Here is a 15,451-nt window from a genome sequence, read left to right as displayed (position 1 = left end):
ACGTCCGCCGTTCGCCGCCTAGAGTTCTCCTCATGTGCGGAATCGTTGGATACGTGGGCGGCCAGTCCGCCCTCGACGTTGTCATCACGGGTCTGAAGCGGCTCGAGTACCGGGGATACGACTCGGCCGGTGTCGCCGTCCTCGCCGACGGCGGCCTGGCCTCGGCCAAGAAGGCGGGCAAGCTCGCCAACCTGGAGAAGCTGCTGGACGAGCGCCCGCTGCCGGCCGGCCTCGCCGGCCTCGGGCACACCCGCTGGGCCACCCACGGCGGCCCCACGGACGCCAACGCGCACCCCCACCTGGACAACGCGGGCCGGGTCGCCGTCGTCCACAACGGCATCATCGAGAACTTCGCCGCCCTGCGCGCCGAACTCGCCGAGCGCGGCCACGATCTGCTCTCCGAGACCGACACCGAGGTCGTCTCCCACCTCCTCGCCGAGGCCTACTCCTCCACCGGGGACCTCGCCGAGGCGATGCGCCAGGTCTGCGTCCGCCTCGAAGGCGCCTTCACCCTGGTGGCCGTGCACGCCGACGAGCCGGACGTCGTGGTCGGCGCCCGCCGCAACTCCCCGCTCGTCGTGGGTGTCGGCGACGGCGAGAACTTCCTCGCCTCCGACGTCGCGGCCTTCATCGCGTACACCCGCGACGCCATCGAACTCGGCCAGGACCAGGTCGTCGAGCTGCGCCGCGAGGGCGTCACCGTCACCGACTTCGAGGGTAAGCCCGCCGACGTCCGGCCGTACCACATCGACTGGGACGCCTCCGCCGCCGAGAAGGGCGGCTACGACTACTTCATGCTCAAGGAGATCGCCGAGCAGCCCAAGGCCGTCGCCGACACGCTGCTGGGCCGGATCGACGCGAGCGGCCTGCTGACCCTCGACGAGGTGCGCATCCCCGCCACCGTGCTGCGCGAGGTCGACAAGATCGTCATCGTCGCCTGCGGCACCGCCTTCCACGCGGGCATGATCGCCAAGTACGCGATCGAGCACTGGACCCGCATCCCCTGCGAGGTCGAGCTCGCCAGCGAGTTCCGCTACCGCGACCCGATCCTGGCCCCCCGCACGCTGGTCGTCGCCATCAGCCAGTCCGGCGAGACCATGGACACCCTCATGGCCCTGCGGCACGCCCGCGAGCAGGGCTCCAAGGTGCTGGCCATCTGCAACACCAACGGCTCCACCATCCCGCGCGAGTCCGACGCGGTGCTCTACACGCACGCCGGCCCCGAGGTCGCCGTCGCCTCCACCAAGGCGTTCCTCACCCAGGTCGTCGCCTGCTACCTCGTCGCCCTCTACCTGGGCCAGGTGCGCGGCACGAAGTGGGGCGACGAGATCCTCGCCGTCATCCGCGAGCTCTCCCAGATCTCCCGCCAGGTCGAGCAGGTCCTGGAGACCATGGAGCCGGTCCGCGAACTGGCCCGCTCCCTCAAGGACAAGAACACCGTCCTCTTCCTCGGCCGCCACGTGGGCTACCCCGTGGCCCTGGAGGGCGCGCTCAAGCTCAAGGAACTCGCCTACATGCACGCCGAGGGCTTCGCCGCCGGCGAGCTCAAGCACGGACCCATCGCGCTGATCGAGGAGGACCTCCCGGTCGTCGTGGTCGTCCCGTCGCCGCGCGGACGCTCGGTCCTGCACGACAAGATCGTGTCCAACATCCAGGAGATCCGGGCCCGCGGCGCGCGCACCATCGTCATCGCGGAGGAGGGCGACGAGTCCGTCGTCCCCTACGCCGACCACCTGGTGCGGGTCCCGCAGACCCCGACGCTGCTGCAGCCGCTGGTCGCGACCGTGCCGCTGCAGGTCTTCGCGTGCGAACTGGCCACGGCCCGCGGGAACGAGGTCGACCAGCCGCGGAACCTCGCGAAGTCCGTCACGGTCGAGTGATCACGCCGTGATTATCGGGGTGGGCATCGACGTCGCGGAGATCGACCGCTTCGAGCAGTCCCTGGAGCGCACGCCCGGCCTGGCCGAGCGGCTCTTCCTTCCCGGCGAGCTCCACCTCCCCAGTGGGGCCCGCCGGGGCAGCGCCTCCCTCGCGGCACGGTTCGCCGCGAAGGAGGCGGTCGCGAAGGCGCTGGGGGCGCCCGGGGGGCTTCACTGGTCGGACGCGGAGGTCGTCACGGAGGATTCGGGGCAGCCGCGGCTTGTCGTCCGGGGGACGGTGGCGGCACGGGCGGAGCAGTTGGGGGTACGGGTGTTCCACATCTCCCTCAGCCACGATGCGGGGGTCGCGTCGGCGGTGGTCATCGCAGAGGGGTGACCCTTCCGGGGTGCCCCGGGGTTGTGGTTGCGGTCCGTTGTCGTGTGCGGGTGCGTTGCGCCTGCGGCGGGCTGTCTCCCGCCCGCCCTCCCTCCCCCAGCCTTCGGCCGGGGGGACCCCCACCCGGATGGTTGGTGCGGGCCTCGCGCGGTTCGTGGTGGGCCGGGGTCGGGGCCCCCGGGGCTGGGCATTCTGTACCGCATATTTATGTGCATGGCGGGCACCCGCTCTTGCCGCCCCGGATGCCGCACAACAAATACACGTCAGCGTCCAGAACGCCCACCCTCCCCCAGCCTTCGGCCGGGGGTGCCCCCAACTCTCCCGCCCCCTCCGTATCGATGGGCGACAACGGCCGGAGGATGGTGATGGGAGGGCGCCCCTCTCAGCACAGTTGGCATCTGCCCCGCCAGAGGGGGTCCCCCGGCCGCAGGCCGAGACAGGGTGCGCGCACAGGTGGCCGGGGGCACGGCGAGCGCCGGGGTGGGGGCAGGATCGGCCCGAGCTCCCCGATAGCCCCTCTCGCCCACAGAGCGCCTGACGGCCGTTGGCGTTCGGTGAGGCGTGTGCGGCAAGCCCGGACCGCCTTCTCACCCCCCTCCGGTCGTCAGTCGCCCACACGACCGGAGGGGGTGTGGCGGGGTGCGCCCGGAAACGACGAGCGGCGGACCCGGCGCGGAATGATGTTGGGGTAAACCGCGAGCGTTCTGGGGGTCCCCCCGGCCGAAGGCTGGGGGAGTGCGCCGGCGCGGCCCCGACCCAGCCACACGGTGCGCGGCGGTCACTGACCGCGCCGGGCAATCGGGCGGGAGGGCGGGGACAGCCCGCCGCAGGCGCAAACAACCCGCACCCAACAACCGGCCGCAAGGGGCACCGGGACCGGAACCGCAAACGACCCGCACACACCCACCGGGCAGCCCGGCGCAGCCGCCCGCAGGCGCAAACAACCCGCACACGACAACCGGCTGCAACCACAACCGTGCCGCACACAGACGCCGCACCGCGCGCAACCGCGTGCCCGCGGTGGGAACATGGCCGCATGCGGGTGGCGTACAGCGTGGAGACCGTACGGGCGGCGGAGCGGGCGCTCATGGCGCGGGTTCCGGAGGGGGCCCTGATGCAGCGGGCGGCAGCCGGCCTCGCGGCGGCCTGCGCGAACGCGCTCGGCACCGGGGGCGGGGTCTACGCGGCCCGCGTCGTCGTGCTGACCGGGAGCGGGGACAACGGCGGCGACGCCCTGTACGCGGGCGCGCGCCTGGCGCGGCGGGGGGCGGGGGTGACCGCCGTCCTGCTGGCGCCGCAGAAGGCGCACCGCGGCGGCCTGGCGGCCCTGCGCGCCGCGGGCGGCCGTGCCGTCACCCCGGAGGACGTGGACGCGGTGGCCCTGGTCCACCGCGCCGACCTCGTGCTGGACGGCATCGTGGGCATCGGCGGCAAGGGCGGCCTGCGCCCCGGGGCGGTGCCGCTGGCGGAGGCCGCGCGCGCCTCCCGGGCGGTCGTGGTCGCCGTGGACCTGCCCAGCGGTGTGGACGCCGACACCGGCGAGGTCCGGGGCGCGGCGGTGCGTGCGGACATGACGGTGACCTTCGGCACCTACAAGCCGGGCCTGCTGGTGGACCCCGCCGCCGAACACGCGGGCGCCCTGCGCCTGGTCGACATCGGCCTCGGCCCCGACCTGGACGGCACGCCGCCCGCCCTGGAGGCGCTGCAGCACGCCGACGTCGCCGCCCTGCTGCCGGTCCCGGACGCGGAGAGCGACAAGTACCGGCGCGGGGTGGTCGGCGTCGTCGCGGGCTCGGAGCGCTACCCCGGGGCCGCGGTGCTCGCGGTGGCCGGGGCGCTGCGCGCGGGCGCGGGGGCGGTGCGTTACGTGGGCCCGGGGGCGCAGGCCGTGCTGGCCCGCTTCCCGGAGACGCTGGTGTCGGCGGGGCCGCCGCACAAGGCCGGCCGGGTGCAGGCCTGGGTGGTGGGCCCGGGGCTGGGCGACGGGCCGGAGGCGCGGCGCGCGGTGGACGACGTGCTCGCCTCGGACGTCCCCGTGCTCGTGGACGCGGACGGTCTGCGGCTGCTGGACCGGGACGTCGTGCGCTCCCGCACCGCGGGCACCGTGCTGACCCCGCACGCGGGGGAGGCGGCGGCGCTGCTCGGTGTGGCCCGTGAGGAGGTGGAGGCGGCGCGGCTGGACCATGTACGGCGCCTGGCCGGCGCCTTCGGGGCGACGGCGCTGCTGAAGGGCTCCACGACGCTCGTCGCGTCCCCGGAGCCGGGGGTGCCGGTCCGGGTCAACCCCACGGGGACGTCCTGGCTGGCCACGGCGGGCAGCGGTGACGTGCTCTCCGGGATCACCGGGTCCCTGCTGGCCGCCGGGCTCGCCCCGCGTGACGCGGCCTCGGTCGGCGCGTACCTGCACGGGCTGTCGGCGCGGGTCGCCGCGGGCCCGGTGGGCGCACCGGTCGCCGCGCACGACGTGGCCGCCGCCCTTCCCGGTGCCTGGCGCGACATCAGGTCCTGAGCCGCCGTCAACTGGGCGAAACGGGTGGAGTCCGGCGACGCGGCGTTCCGCCGGGCGCCCGCGGGTCAATTTGTGTGTTCATGGGAACGTATGCCAGAAGTAGGGTCCGGCTGCTCACCGCGGCGGTGATCGCCCTGGCGGCACTCGGTGCGCACACGACGGCCGTCGCGGACGACGGCGACCGGCCGGTGCCGGTCGACCGGCTCGTCCCCGGGGTCCCCTTCGGCCCGGTGGCCTCCCGGCAGGTCGACACCCCCGACCAGGGCGCCCCGCCCCGCCGGATCGGCATGCCGGCCGCCGAGCCCCAGCGCAGTGCCGCGCCCGCCGAGGACGAGGACGAGGACTGGGTGGACCCGCAACTGGTGGAGTTCGTGCCGGCCGAGGACGTCGAGCGGGCCCGGAAGTTCCAGGAGGAGCGGGCGGCAGCGGAGGAGAACCGGGACCCGTACTACGACGAGGAGGACGGGGAGAACCCGGAGGACGGCGAGTACTGCACGTCCTTCACCGGCCCCTACCAGCGCGAGGCGGAGAAGCGGCTGCGGCTGCCCGTGAACGGCGGTCAGTCCGCGGCCGACTGCGCGGAGATCCGGCACTTCCAGAAGTCCAAGGGCATCGTCCCCGCCACCGGCTTCGCGGGTCCCACCACCTGGGGCTACCTCCGCCTCGACGAGGCCACCAGGAAGGGCCCCAACGCCTCGCGCCGGTGCCCGGCCCCGGCACGGGGCAAGCGGATCGTCTGCATCGACCTCAACCGCCAGCTGCTGTGGGTGCAGAGCAGCAGCACCAAGGTCGTCTTCGGCCCGGTCGCCATCCGCAGCGGCCGCAAGGGCTACCTCACCCGCACCGGCCGCTTCTCCGTCTACTGGCGCCACAAGAACCACGTCTCGGACATCTACGACGCCCCGATGCCGTACAGCCAGTTCTTCAGCGGCGGCCAGGCGATGCACGCCACTCCCGGGAGCGTCTACAAGGCGCCCGGATCGCACGGCTGCATCAACCTCTCCAACCGCAACGCGCGCCTGCTGTGGAACGTCCTGAAGATCCAGGAGGCGGTGTACGTGTGGGGCGCCAAACCCGCCACGTGACGGTGGCACAGGGCCGGCCTGAGACACTGGGCGCGATGGATGAGACGAATCTGCGCGCCCAGGCCACGATCGACCTCGCCGCCCTGCGGTCCAACGTCGCGGCGCTGCGCGCCCGCGCGCCCCGCTCCGGGCTGATGGCCGTGGTCAAGGCGGACGCCTACGGCCACGGGATGGTGCCGTGCGCCCGGGCCGCCCTGGAGGCGGGCGCCGGCTGGCTCGGCGCGGCCACGCCCGAGGAGGCGCTGGCCCTGCGCGCGGCCGGGATCACGGCCCCCGTGCTGTGCTGGCTGTGGACGCCGGGCGGGCCCTGGCGGGCCGCCGTGGAGGCGGACCTCGACGTGACGGTCAGCGCGCTCTGGGCGCTGCGCGAGGTCTCGGAGGCCGCCGCGGCCGCGGGCCGTACCGCGCGCGTCCAGCTGAAGGCGGACACGGGCCTGGGCCGCAACGGCGCCCAGCCCGCGGAGTGGCCCGACCTGGTCGCCGCCGCCCGGGCCGCCGAGGCGGCGGGCCTGGTCAAGGTCACCGGGCTGTGGTCGCACTTCGCGTGCGCGGACGAGCCCGGTCACCCCTCCATCGCGGCGCAGCTCGCCGTCTTCCGCACCGCCCTGGAGACCGCCGAGCGCGCCGGACTGCGCCCCGAGGTCCGGCACATGGCGAACTCCCCGGCCACCCTGACCCTGCCCGAGGCGCACTTCGACCTGGTCAGGACCGGCGTGGCGATGTACGGGATCTCGCCGGTCCCGCAGGTCGGCGGCCCGGCCGAGTTCGGGCTGCGGCCGGTGATGACGCTGTCGGCGCGGCTGGCCTCGGCCAAGCGCGTCCCCGGCGGCCACGGGGTCTCCTACGGGCACCACTACACGACCCCCGGTGAGACCACCCTCGCGCTGGTGCCCGTCGGGTACGCCGACGGTGTCCCGCGGCACGCCTCGGGCACCGGCCCGGTGCTGGTGGCGGGCAAGTGGCGGACGGTCGCCGGGCGGGTGGCGATGGACCAGTTCGTGGTCGACCTCGGGGGCGACTCCGCCGACGCCGGCGACGAGGCGGTACTGTTCGGCCCCGGTGACCGCGGTGAGCCGACCGCCGAGGACTGGGCGCGGGCGGCGGGCACCATCGCGTACGAGATCGTCACTCGGATCGGGACCCGGGTGCCGCGCGTCTACGTGGGTACGTAAACGCGTAGCCGAGGGGAAGCAGCGGTACGACCATGACCGAGAGCGGTAAGGCAACGGGGGCGATCGAGGCGGTGGCCGAAGCGGCCGCCGCTTCCGGGCGCTGGCAGCGCGCCGGGATCGTCGGTGCGGCCATCGGCGTCGTGGCGGCGGGCGCCGCCGCCGGTGTGGCGCTGGAGCGGGCCACGGTCGGCCGGGGCATGCGCAAGCGCGCCCGGCTCGCCCTCGACCTGGCCGGGCCCTACGGCTCGCTGCGCGGGATGCCGGGCCGGGCCGTCGCCGAGGACGGCACCGAGCTCTACTACGAGGTCGAGGAGGCGGACCCGGCGGTGGTCGACGCGGCCGTGCCGCCGCGCCGCTGGCAGTTCTTCCGCCGCGGCGGTCAGGCGCCGCCGCTGACCGTGGTCTTCAGCCACGGCTACTGCCTCAACCAGGACTCCTGGCACTTCCAGCGCGCCGCGCTGCGCGGGGCGATACGCGCCGTCTACTGGGACCAGCGCAGCCACGGCCGCTCCGGCCGGGGCAACGACCAGGCGGACGGCGGGCCCGCCACGATCGACCAGCTCGGCCGCGACCTGAAGGCGGTCCTGGACGCCGCCGCGCCGGAGGGCCCGCTGGTGCTCGTCGGGCACTCCATGGGGGGCATGACGGTCATGGCCTTCGCCGACCAGTTCCCCGAGGTGGTCGCCGAGCGGGTGGCCGGCTTCGCCTTCGTCGGCACCTCCTCCGGCAAGCTGGCCAGCGTGACGCTGGGTCTCCCGGCGGCGGGCGCGCGGGCCCTGCGGGCGCTGGCGCCGGGGGTGCTGCGGATCCTGGGCACCCAGGTCGACCTGGTGGAGCGGGGGCGCCGGGCGACGGCCGACCTCTTCGCCGGGATCATCAAGCGCTACTCCTTCGGCTCCGACGTGGACCCGGGCGTAGCGCGCTTCGCCGAGCGGATGATCGAGTCGACCCCGATCGACGTCGTCGCCGAGTTCTACCCGGCCTTCACCGAGCACGAGAAGAGCGAGGCCCTGGACGTGCTGGACGGCCTGCCCGGGCTCGTACTGGCCGGGGACAAGGACCTGCTGACGCCCAGTGAGCACAGCCGGTCCATCGCCGAGCGCCTGCCGGACACCGAGCTGGTGGTGGTGCCCGGTGCCGGGCACCTGGTGATGCTGGAGCACCCCGAGCTGGTCAGCACGCACCTGGCCGCGCTGCTCGCCGAGGCGGCCGACGCCTCGCGCGCGCCGGTCCCGCAGGCGCTGCGCGAACTGGCGGTGCCGCCGCCCGCGGGGCCGGGCAGGGCGGACCGGGTGGCCTCCGGCGGCGCGTAGCATTCGGGCACATGGGCATGGAAGCCATCGGCATGGAAGCGATCCGGGTCACGGTCAAGACCCCTGAACAGATGCGCGAGCTGGGGCGCCGTCTCGCGCCGCTGCTGCGCGCCGGCGACCTCGTCGTCCTCAGCGGTGACCTGGGCGCGGGCAAGACCACGCTGACCCGTGGTCTCGGCGAGGGCATGGGCGTCCGGGGCGCGGTGACGTCGCCGACCTTCGTGATCGCGCGGGTGCACCCCTCGCTGTCCGGCGGCCCGGCCCTGGTGCACGTGGACGCGTACCGGCTGGCCGGCGGCCTCGACGAGATGGAGGACCTGGACCTCGACGTCTCGCTGCCGGAGTCGGTGGTCGTGGTCGAGTGGGGCGAGGGCAAGGTCGAGGAGCTCTCCGACGACCGGCTGCAGCTGGTGATCCACCGTGCGGTGGGGGAGGTCGCGGGGAACGGGCAGGAGGACCACGACGTGCGCGAGGTCGTCGTCACCGGTGTCGGCGCGCGCTGGGCCGGTAAGGACCTGGCGGGGCTCGGCGTCTGAGCGCGTAACCGTTCCGACAAGGTGTCGGGAAGATGTTGCGTGCGGCACGTCCCACGTGTTCTGCTGGAGTCCAGGAGCTGGTTAGGGCTGCCTAACCCGACCCCGTCGGACCCAGGAGGCATCCATGTCGGCCCACACGGCCCCGGAGCCGGAGCAGGGTTACTCGGTGCAGGCGCTGCTCGCGGCGTCCGCGGCGGCGAACGCGGTGTGCACCCCGCCGGGGGAGCACGAGGAGCCGGAACCGGACGCGACGCAGGACGAGCCCACGAAGCGGCCCCAGGCGGACGCGGCCTGAGCGGGAGCGATCCGCACCGCCCGGGCCGGACCGGCCGGGCAGTGGGACGCGGGGTGCCCGCCGCCCGTCGTACGGGCCCCGCGGGCGTTCACTCCTCCGGGGGAAATCAGCGGACGACGACGATCTTGCTGCCGATGGTCGCGAACTTCCACAGCGCCGCGCCGTCCTTCCGCTTCTCGCGGATGCCGCCGGTCTGCTGGCCCGGGGGCGGGGCGTCGGGCAGCGAGCCGTCCTTCGCCGCGCTGAAGCCGATCACCACGCTGTCCACGGTGGTGAACCGCACCACGTTCTCGACGGCCACGCCGTCGCCGCCGACCCCGGAGGCGCTGCGGGAGGCCACGGAGTAGGTGCCGGGGGCGGGGTCGACGGTGCCGGGGACGACCACGTAGGTGGTGCGCGCCTTCCCGTCCTCGCCGACCAGCCACACGCGGTCCGCGCGGAGCGAGTACACGACCCTGGTGCCGCTGCCGGAGGCCGCGGGGAGCTCGTTCTTCCGCTCCGGCGAGGGCGAGGCGGAGGCCGCCGCGGTGGGGCCGGTGTCGCCGGCGGCCGCGGGGCGGACGCCCTCGGGCATCTCGTCGGCGGAGCCGGAAGCCTGGACGGCGAGCACGCCGACGGCGGCCAGGGCGGCTGCGGTCAGTCCGGTCACGATCGTCCCTGAACCGATGCTTGCCACGGCTTTCCTCCGGAGGTGGGCGTCACGCTGGGTTGACGTTAGCAGCCGTGCCGCACGGCGACGGGAGCGCCGTCCCGGGCGTCGGCGGCGCCCCCGTCCTGGCGGGGCCACCCCGGTGAACGCCGTAGGCTGAACGCGTGCTGCTGCTTGCCTTCGATACCGCAACCCCCGCCGTGACGGTCGCCCTGCACGACGGCCGGCGCGTGCTCGCAGAGTCGACGGAGATCGACGCGCGACGGCACGGGGAACTGCTGATGCCCGCCGTGGACCGCGTACTGCGGGAGGCCGGGACCGTACTGGGCGACGTGACCGGGATCGTGGTCGGCGTCGGCCCCGGCCCTTACACGGGGCTGCGCGTCGGACTGGTGACCGCGGTCTCCTTCGCCGACGTCCTCGGCGTCCCCGTCCACGGGATCTGCACCCTCGACGGGCTGGCGTACGCCGCCGCGGTCGAGGGGCCGTTCGTCGTGGCGACGGACGCCCGCCGCAAGGAGGTCTACTGGGCCCGGTACGAGGGCCCCAGGGCCCGGGTGACCGACCCGGCCGTGGACCGGCCCGGCGACATCGCCGACGAGGTCGCCGGGGTGCCCGCGGTGGGCGCGGGCGCCGCCCTCTACCCCGAGGTCTTCACCGACGTCCGGCCGCCCGCCGACCAGTCCGCCGCCGCGCTGGCGGCGCTGGCCGCCGTGAAGCTGGCGGACGGCGAGGACTTCCTCCCCGCGCTGCCGCTCTATCTGCGCCGCCCGGACGCCCAGGTGCCCGCCGGCTACAAGGCGGTCCTGCCGAAGTGACCGCGGCGATGCGCGAGATGCGCTGGTGGGACCTGGACCCGGTGATGGAGCTGGAACACGGGCTCTTCCCGGACGACGCGTGGTCGCGCGGGATGTTCTGGTCCGAACTGGCCGACGCGCGGCACCCTTCGGCGACCCGGTACTACGTCGTGGCCGAGGACGGCACCGGACGGGTCGTCGGCTACGCGGGCCTGGCCGCCGTCGGCGGCACCGGGGACGTGCAGACCATCGCCGTCGCCACCGACCAGTGGGGCACCGGCCTCGGCGCCCGGCTGCTCGCCGAACTGCTGCGCCGGGCCACCGCCTTCGAGTGCCACGAGGTGCTGCTGGAGGTGCGCGTCGACAACGTCCGCGCCCAGCGGCTGTACGCGCGCTTCGGCTTCGAGCCGATCGGCTTCCGGCGCGGCTACTACCAGCCGGGCAACGTCGACGCGCTCGTGATGAGGCTCGGCGAGCTGCCCGCCTCCCCTGACGTACCGGGACTACAAGGAACAGAGACCACCCATGGCTGACGAGCCCCTTGTCCTCGGCATCGAGACGTCCTGCGACGAGACCGGTGTCGGCATCGTGCGCGGGCACACCCTGCTCGCCGACGCGGTCGCGTCCAGCGTCGACGAGCACGCCCGCTTCGGCGGCGTCGTGCCCGAGGTCGCCAGCCGTGCGCACCTGGAGGCGATGGTCCCCACCATCCAGCGCGCGCTGAAGGAGGCCGGCGTCGCCGCCTCCGACCTCGACGGGATCGCCGTCACCGCGGGCCCCGGGCTCGCGGGCGCCCTGCTGGTCGGCGTGTCCGCGGCGAAGGCGTACGCCTACGCGCTCGGCAAGCCGCTGTACGGGGTCAACCACCTCGCCTCGCACATCTGCGTGGACCAGCTGGAGCACGGGCCGCTGCCCGAGCCGACGATGGCGCTGTTGGTGTCCGGCGGCCACTCCTCGCTGCTGCTGGCCCCCGACATCACCGGCGACGTCCGCCCGCTGGGCTCCACCATCGACGACGCGGCGGGCGAGGCCTTCGACAAGGTCGCCCGCGTGCTGGGCCTCGGCTTCCCCGGCGGGCCCGCCATCGACCGCGCGGCCCGCGAGGGCGACCCGGCCGCGATCCGCTTCCCCCGCGGCCTGACCGGCTCCCGCGACCCGATCTACGACTTCTCCTTCTCCGGCCTGAAGACCGCGGTGGCCCGGTGGATCGAGTCCAAGCGCCGGGAGGGCGTGGAGGTGCCGGTCGCCGACGTGTCCGCGTCCTTCCAGGAGGCCGTCGTCGACGTCCTCACCCGCAAGGCGATCCGGGCCTGCAAGGACAACGGCGTCGACCATCTGATGATCGGCGGCGGCGTCGCGGCCAACACCCGGCTGCGCTCGCTGGCGCAGGAGCGCTGCGAGGACGCGGGGATCCTCCTGCGCGTGCCGCGGCCCAAGCTGTGCACCGACAACGGCGCCATGGTCGCGGCCCTCGGCGCGGAGATGGTGGCCCGCGGCCGGCCGTCGTCCACGTGGGACCTTCCGGCGGACTCCTCGCTGCAGGTCACGGACGTGTCCGTGCCCGGGCACACGCACGACCACGGCCACGGTCACGGTCATGACCACGTCCATGAGCTCAGCAAGGACAACCTCTACTCGTGACCGTCGCCCTGATGTGGGAGGCCCGCGCTGTCGAGGGGCGCGGGCCCGAGCTGCTGGCGTGGGCCCGCTCGCGGTTGCTCTCGCCGGCACCGCTGCGCCGGGAGACCTTCTCCGCCCCGCAGGACCGGGTCCTGGTCATCACCTGGTGGGATGCCCCGTACGACGCGCCGCTGCCCGAACTCCCCGAACCGGACGAGGGGCTGGCCCTGCGGGCCGTCCACCGCTGGCGCTTCGAGGCGGTGGGGGAGGGGGCGTAGGCCCTGGTCAGGGGAGGGCCGGTCGTATGATGAGTCCGGCGTCGATCGCAACCGGGTCTCTGTCTTGGCGTCCCCGAGCAGGCGTCCTGCCGGACGGCCGGTGTCCGGGAGGCGTTCCGGCAGGTGGCGAGAAGACCCGATGACCGACTCCGGCTGCGCCGTCCTCTTCGATCTCGACGGCGTCCTCCTCGACAGCCGGCGCGCGATGCGGCAGGCGATCCTCGACGTGGCCCGCGCGGCCCTCGGCGAGCACGTGGACGAGAGCCGGCTGCCGGCCGGACTCGACCACCTTCCCCATCACGAACACCTGGCACGGCTCGGCGTGACCGACGAGGAGACCGTCTTCGGGGCCGCCTGGGAGGACGCGCTCGCCCTCGCCACCTGGGGCGCGTCCCCGTTCCCGGGCGCGGCGGGCGTGCTGCGCGACCTCGCGGCCTCCGGCGCGGCGATCGGGGTGGTGACCATGCAGCCCGCGAGCCGGGTGGCGCGGCTCGTCCCCGCGGAGCTGTCCGCGCACTTCGGCGTGGTGGTCGGGTGGGGCGACGCGGCGCCGAAGCCCTCCGGGGAGGGCATCCTGCTCGCGCTCGACCGGCTCGGGGTGCCGCCGGGGCGCGCCTGCTTCGTGGGCGACAGCCCCTCCGACGTCGCCGCCGCGGCGGCCGCCGGGGTCCCTTCGATCGGCGCGGTCTGGGGGTACACCGGCCCCGCCCTGGGGAGCTGCGGACCCACCGTCCTCGCCGGTGCCCTCACCGACGTGCCGGGCGCCGTGGGGAGCCTTCTGGGGCCCGCGTAGCCGCCGTCAGGCGCGTGCGGGGCCGCTCGCCCCCGCCGGGCTGCCCAGCAGCATGCTCGGGGCGCCCGCGACACGGGTCAGGAAGACCGTGGCCGCGTGCGGGCCCTGGGGCTTGACCCGGCGGCGCACCTCCTCCGGTTCGACGGCCGAGCCGCGCTTCTTCACCGTCAGCACGCCGACCTCGCGTTCGCGCAGCAGTGCCTTGAGCCGCTTGAGGCCGAAGGGCAGCACGTCGGTGATCTCGTAGGCGGTCGCGTACGGCGTCGTGTGCCGCTCGTCAGAGGTGACGTAGGCGATGGTCGGGTCGATCAGCCCGCCGCCGACCCGCGCCGCCACGTCGGCCACCATGTGGGCCCGGATGACCGCGCCGTCCGGCTCGTACAGCCAGCGCCCCACGGGGCGCACCTGCGGGTCGGGGAGCCCGGCGGCGGGCAGCGTGGCACCCGACGGCAGGAGGGTCGCGCGGCGGGTGCCCGGGGCGGTGCCGAACCACAGCACGGCCTCCTTCACATCACCGTGGTCGGAGACCCACTCCGCCTCGGCGTCCTCCGGCACGGCCTCGTGCGGGATGCCCGGCGCCACCTTCAGGGCGGCCAGCGGTGCCTTGCGCGCCGCCGCGACCGCCCACGACAGGGGCGGGGAGTACGCCTCGGGGTCGAAGATCCTGCCCCGGCCGCCGCGCCGGGCCGGATCGACGAAGACGGCGTCGTAGCCGTCCGCCGCGATCTCCGTCACATCGGCGCAGCGCACCTCGATCAGACCGGCCAGTCCCAGCGCCTGCGCGTTCGCCCGCACCACCGCGCAGGTCAGCGGGGAGCGGTCGACCGCCAGCACCTCCACCCCGGCGCGGGCCAGCGGGACGGCGTCCCCGCCGATCCCGCAGCACAGGTCCGCCAGCCGCCGCACCCCGAGGGCGGCGAACCGCTCGGCGCGGTGCCGGGCGACGGAGGCCCGCGTCGACTGCTCGACCCCGTCGGGCGTGAAATACATCCGGTAGGCGTCCTCGCCGAACTTCACCGCCGCCCGCTGCCGCAGCCGCGCCTGCGTGAGCGCGGCCGCCACCAGCCCGGCGTCGTGCTCCCGCCGCAGCCGCGTCGCGGTCGCCAGTTCGGCGGCGGGGTCGTAGTCCCGCAGGGAGGCCAGCAGCGACTGCCCCTCGTCGGTCAGGAGAGCCGAGAACGCGTCAAGATCCACGCCGTCCATTGTCCCGCGGCACCGCCGCGCGCCGGACCGCCTGGGCGCACGTGCGGACGAGGGCGGACGGATGACGGCCGCGCCCCGCCCGGAACGGGACCGCGCACGGCCCCGGCCGGCGGCCCGGCGGTCCTTCGCGGCGACGGTGCCATCCGGTCCACTCCGGGTCGCTCGGCGGCTCGCGGCTCGCGGCCCCGCGCGTCGGCGGTGGCGCGACGCTGCCGGTCCGGCTCCACGCCCGCGCCGTGGACCCGGCCGGGCGGTGCCGGTGCGGTCCGCTCGGGTGGGGTGGCGACCGGCATCCCGCGTGCCGGGCCCGGTGCGTGGCGGGCCCGGAACCGTCCGTCCGGGCACACCGTTGCCCGGAGGGAGAGCGGCTCGTACGGCGCGGCGTTGGCACTCCGCTTGACCGAGTGCTAAGCGCGTCCTAGTCTCGGACCTGGCACTCAGCCATGCCGAGTGCCAGCACAAATGCGACGGGCAGGTCCGGCACCCGCGACGACGGGCCTACCAGGTCGCCACCCAGACAGACACTCCCGTGAGCCCTTTGAAGGGGGAGGTCGGATCGTGACGACCGCCAGCACCAAGGTTGCCATCAAGCCGCTCGAGGACCGCATCGTGGTCCAGCCGCTGGATGCCGAGCAGACCACCGCCTCCGGCCTGGTCATCCCGGACACCGCCAAGGAGAAGCCCCAGGAGGGCGTCGTCCTGGCCGTCGGCCCGGGTCGCTTCGAGGACGGCAACCGCATCCCGCTCGACGTCAAGGTCGGCGACATCGTGCTGTACAGCAAGTACGGCGGCACCGAGGTCAAGTACAGCGGCGAGGAGTACCTCGTCCTCTCGGCTCGCGACGTCCTCGCGATCGTCGAGAAGTAGAACCGGCGCCGCTCTTAACCGAGAAATGCCGTGACCACGCCCCGGGCACACCGAGTCCACGCACGGACCGGGGACCCG

Annotated in this window: 16 protein-coding genes; 14 read left to right on the top strand and 2 right to left on the bottom strand. The window is 74.6% G+C overall.

Features of this window, described 5'->3' with window-relative positions; all coding sequences use genetic code 11:
* Positions 1 to 32: 32 nt before the first annotated feature.
* The 8 genes from glmS to CHF15_RS45340 all read left to right on the top strand — a co-directional run bounded on the left by glmS (position 33) and on the right by CHF15_RS45340 (position 9,166).
* Positions 33 to 1,880, top strand: a complete 1,848-nt coding sequence (gene glmS, locus CHF15_RS41225; protein ID WP_089229077.1) for a glutamine--fructose-6-phosphate transaminase (isomerizing) — start codon at positions 33 to 35, stop codon at positions 1,878 to 1,880.
* Between the two features lie 7 nt (positions 1,881 to 1,887).
* Positions 1,888 to 2,256, top strand: a complete 369-nt coding sequence (locus tag CHF15_RS41220) for a holo-ACP synthase (protein ID WP_089229076.1) — start codon at positions 1,888 to 1,890, stop codon at positions 2,254 to 2,256.
* Between the two features lie 1,036 nt (positions 2,257 to 3,292).
* Positions 3,293 to 4,765: an NAD(P)H-hydrate dehydratase gene (locus tag CHF15_RS41215; protein ID WP_089229075.1), complete on the top strand. Its 1,473-nt coding sequence runs from the start codon at positions 3,293 to 3,295 to the stop codon at positions 4,763 to 4,765.
* 80 nt (positions 4,766 to 4,845) lie between these two features.
* On the top strand, positions 4,846 to 5,850 hold the full coding sequence (locus tag CHF15_RS41210; protein WP_143681756.1) for a L,D-transpeptidase: 1,005 nt from the start codon (positions 4,846 to 4,848) through the stop codon (positions 5,848 to 5,850).
* 35 nt (positions 5,851 to 5,885) lie between these two features.
* A complete protein-coding gene (gene alr, locus CHF15_RS41205; protein ID WP_089229092.1) occupies positions 5,886 to 7,022 on the top strand; it encodes an alanine racemase in 1,137 nt (378 codons plus the stop codon).
* A 32-nt stretch (positions 7,023 to 7,054) separates the two neighbouring features.
* Complete coding sequence (locus tag CHF15_RS41200) at positions 7,055 to 8,335, top strand: alpha/beta fold hydrolase (RefSeq protein ID WP_245939337.1); 1,281 nt, start codon at positions 7,055 to 7,057, stop codon at positions 8,333 to 8,335.
* A gap of 11 nt (positions 8,336 to 8,346) precedes the next feature.
* Positions 8,347 to 8,871 (top strand): tRNA (adenosine(37)-N6)-threonylcarbamoyltransferase complex ATPase subunit type 1 TsaE, encoded by a 525-nt coding sequence (tsaE, locus tag CHF15_RS41195; RefSeq protein WP_245939336.1) that lies wholly within the window; start codon positions 8,347 to 8,349, stop codon positions 8,869 to 8,871.
* 124 nt (positions 8,872 to 8,995) lie between these two features.
* A complete protein-coding gene (locus CHF15_RS45340; protein WP_179280213.1) occupies positions 8,996 to 9,166 on the top strand; it encodes a hypothetical protein in 171 nt (56 codons plus the stop codon).
* A 106-nt stretch (positions 9,167 to 9,272) separates the two neighbouring features.
* Here CHF15_RS45340 and CHF15_RS41190 read toward each other — a convergent pair whose 3' ends face one another.
* Positions 9,273 to 9,842 carry a hypothetical protein gene (locus CHF15_RS41190; protein WP_245939335.1) on the bottom strand — a complete coding sequence of 190 codons (570 nt, stop codon included), beginning with the start codon at positions 9,840 to 9,842 and terminating at the stop codon, positions 9,273 to 9,275.
* Positions 9,843 to 9,979: 137 nt separating this feature from the next.
* Between CHF15_RS41190 and tsaB the strand changes: the two genes are divergently transcribed.
* The 5 genes from tsaB (at position 9,980) to CHF15_RS41165 (ending at position 13,303) form a co-directional block, all read left to right on the top strand.
* Positions 9,980 to 10,633 carry a tRNA (adenosine(37)-N6)-threonylcarbamoyltransferase complex dimerization subunit type 1 TsaB gene (gene tsaB / locus CHF15_RS41185; protein WP_089229072.1) on the top strand — a complete coding sequence of 218 codons (654 nt, stop codon included), beginning with the start codon at positions 9,980 to 9,982 and terminating at the stop codon, positions 10,631 to 10,633.
* Between the two features lie 17 nt (positions 10,634 to 10,650).
* Positions 10,651 to 11,145, top strand: coding sequence for a ribosomal protein S18-alanine N-acetyltransferase (gene rimI, locus CHF15_RS41180; RefSeq protein ID WP_179280217.1), 495 nt, complete (start codon positions 10,651 to 10,653; stop codon positions 11,143 to 11,145).
* Positions 11,138 to 12,253 carry a tRNA (adenosine(37)-N6)-threonylcarbamoyltransferase complex transferase subunit TsaD gene (gene tsaD / locus CHF15_RS41175; protein ID WP_089229070.1) on the top strand — a complete coding sequence of 372 codons (1,116 nt, stop codon included), beginning with the start codon at positions 11,138 to 11,140 and terminating at the stop codon, positions 12,251 to 12,253. The genes rimI and tsaD overlap by 8 nt, the downstream gene beginning before the upstream one ends.
* Positions 12,250 to 12,510: a hypothetical protein gene (locus CHF15_RS41170; RefSeq protein WP_089229069.1), complete on the top strand. Its 261-nt coding sequence runs from the start codon at positions 12,250 to 12,252 to the stop codon at positions 12,508 to 12,510. Before tsaD ends, CHF15_RS41170 begins: the two co-directional genes overlap by 4 nt.
* A 139-nt stretch (positions 12,511 to 12,649) precedes the next feature.
* Entirely contained in the window at positions 12,650 to 13,303 is a 654-nt protein-coding gene (locus tag CHF15_RS41165) for an HAD family hydrolase (RefSeq protein ID WP_179280212.1), read from the top strand.
* Positions 13,304 to 13,309: 6 nt separating this feature from the next.
* Here CHF15_RS41165 and CHF15_RS41160 read toward each other — a convergent pair whose 3' ends face one another.
* Positions 13,310 to 14,506, bottom strand: coding sequence for a THUMP-like domain-containing protein (locus tag CHF15_RS41160; protein WP_179280211.1), 1,197 nt, complete (start codon positions 14,504 to 14,506; stop codon positions 13,310 to 13,312).
* A 558-nt stretch (positions 14,507 to 15,064) separates the two neighbouring features.
* Between CHF15_RS41160 and groES the strand changes: the two genes are divergently transcribed.
* Entirely contained in the window at positions 15,065 to 15,373 is a 309-nt protein-coding gene (gene groES / locus CHF15_RS41155) for a co-chaperone GroES (protein WP_018562788.1), read from the top strand.
* Positions 15,374 to 15,451: the final 78 nt, after the last annotated feature.

Origin of the sequence: Actinacidiphila glaucinigra (genome assembly GCF_900188405.1) — a bacterium.
GTDB lineage: Bacteria > Actinomycetota > Actinomycetes > Streptomycetales > Streptomycetaceae > Actinacidiphila > Actinacidiphila glaucinigra.
This window is presented reverse-complemented; position numbering and strand designations above follow the sequence as displayed.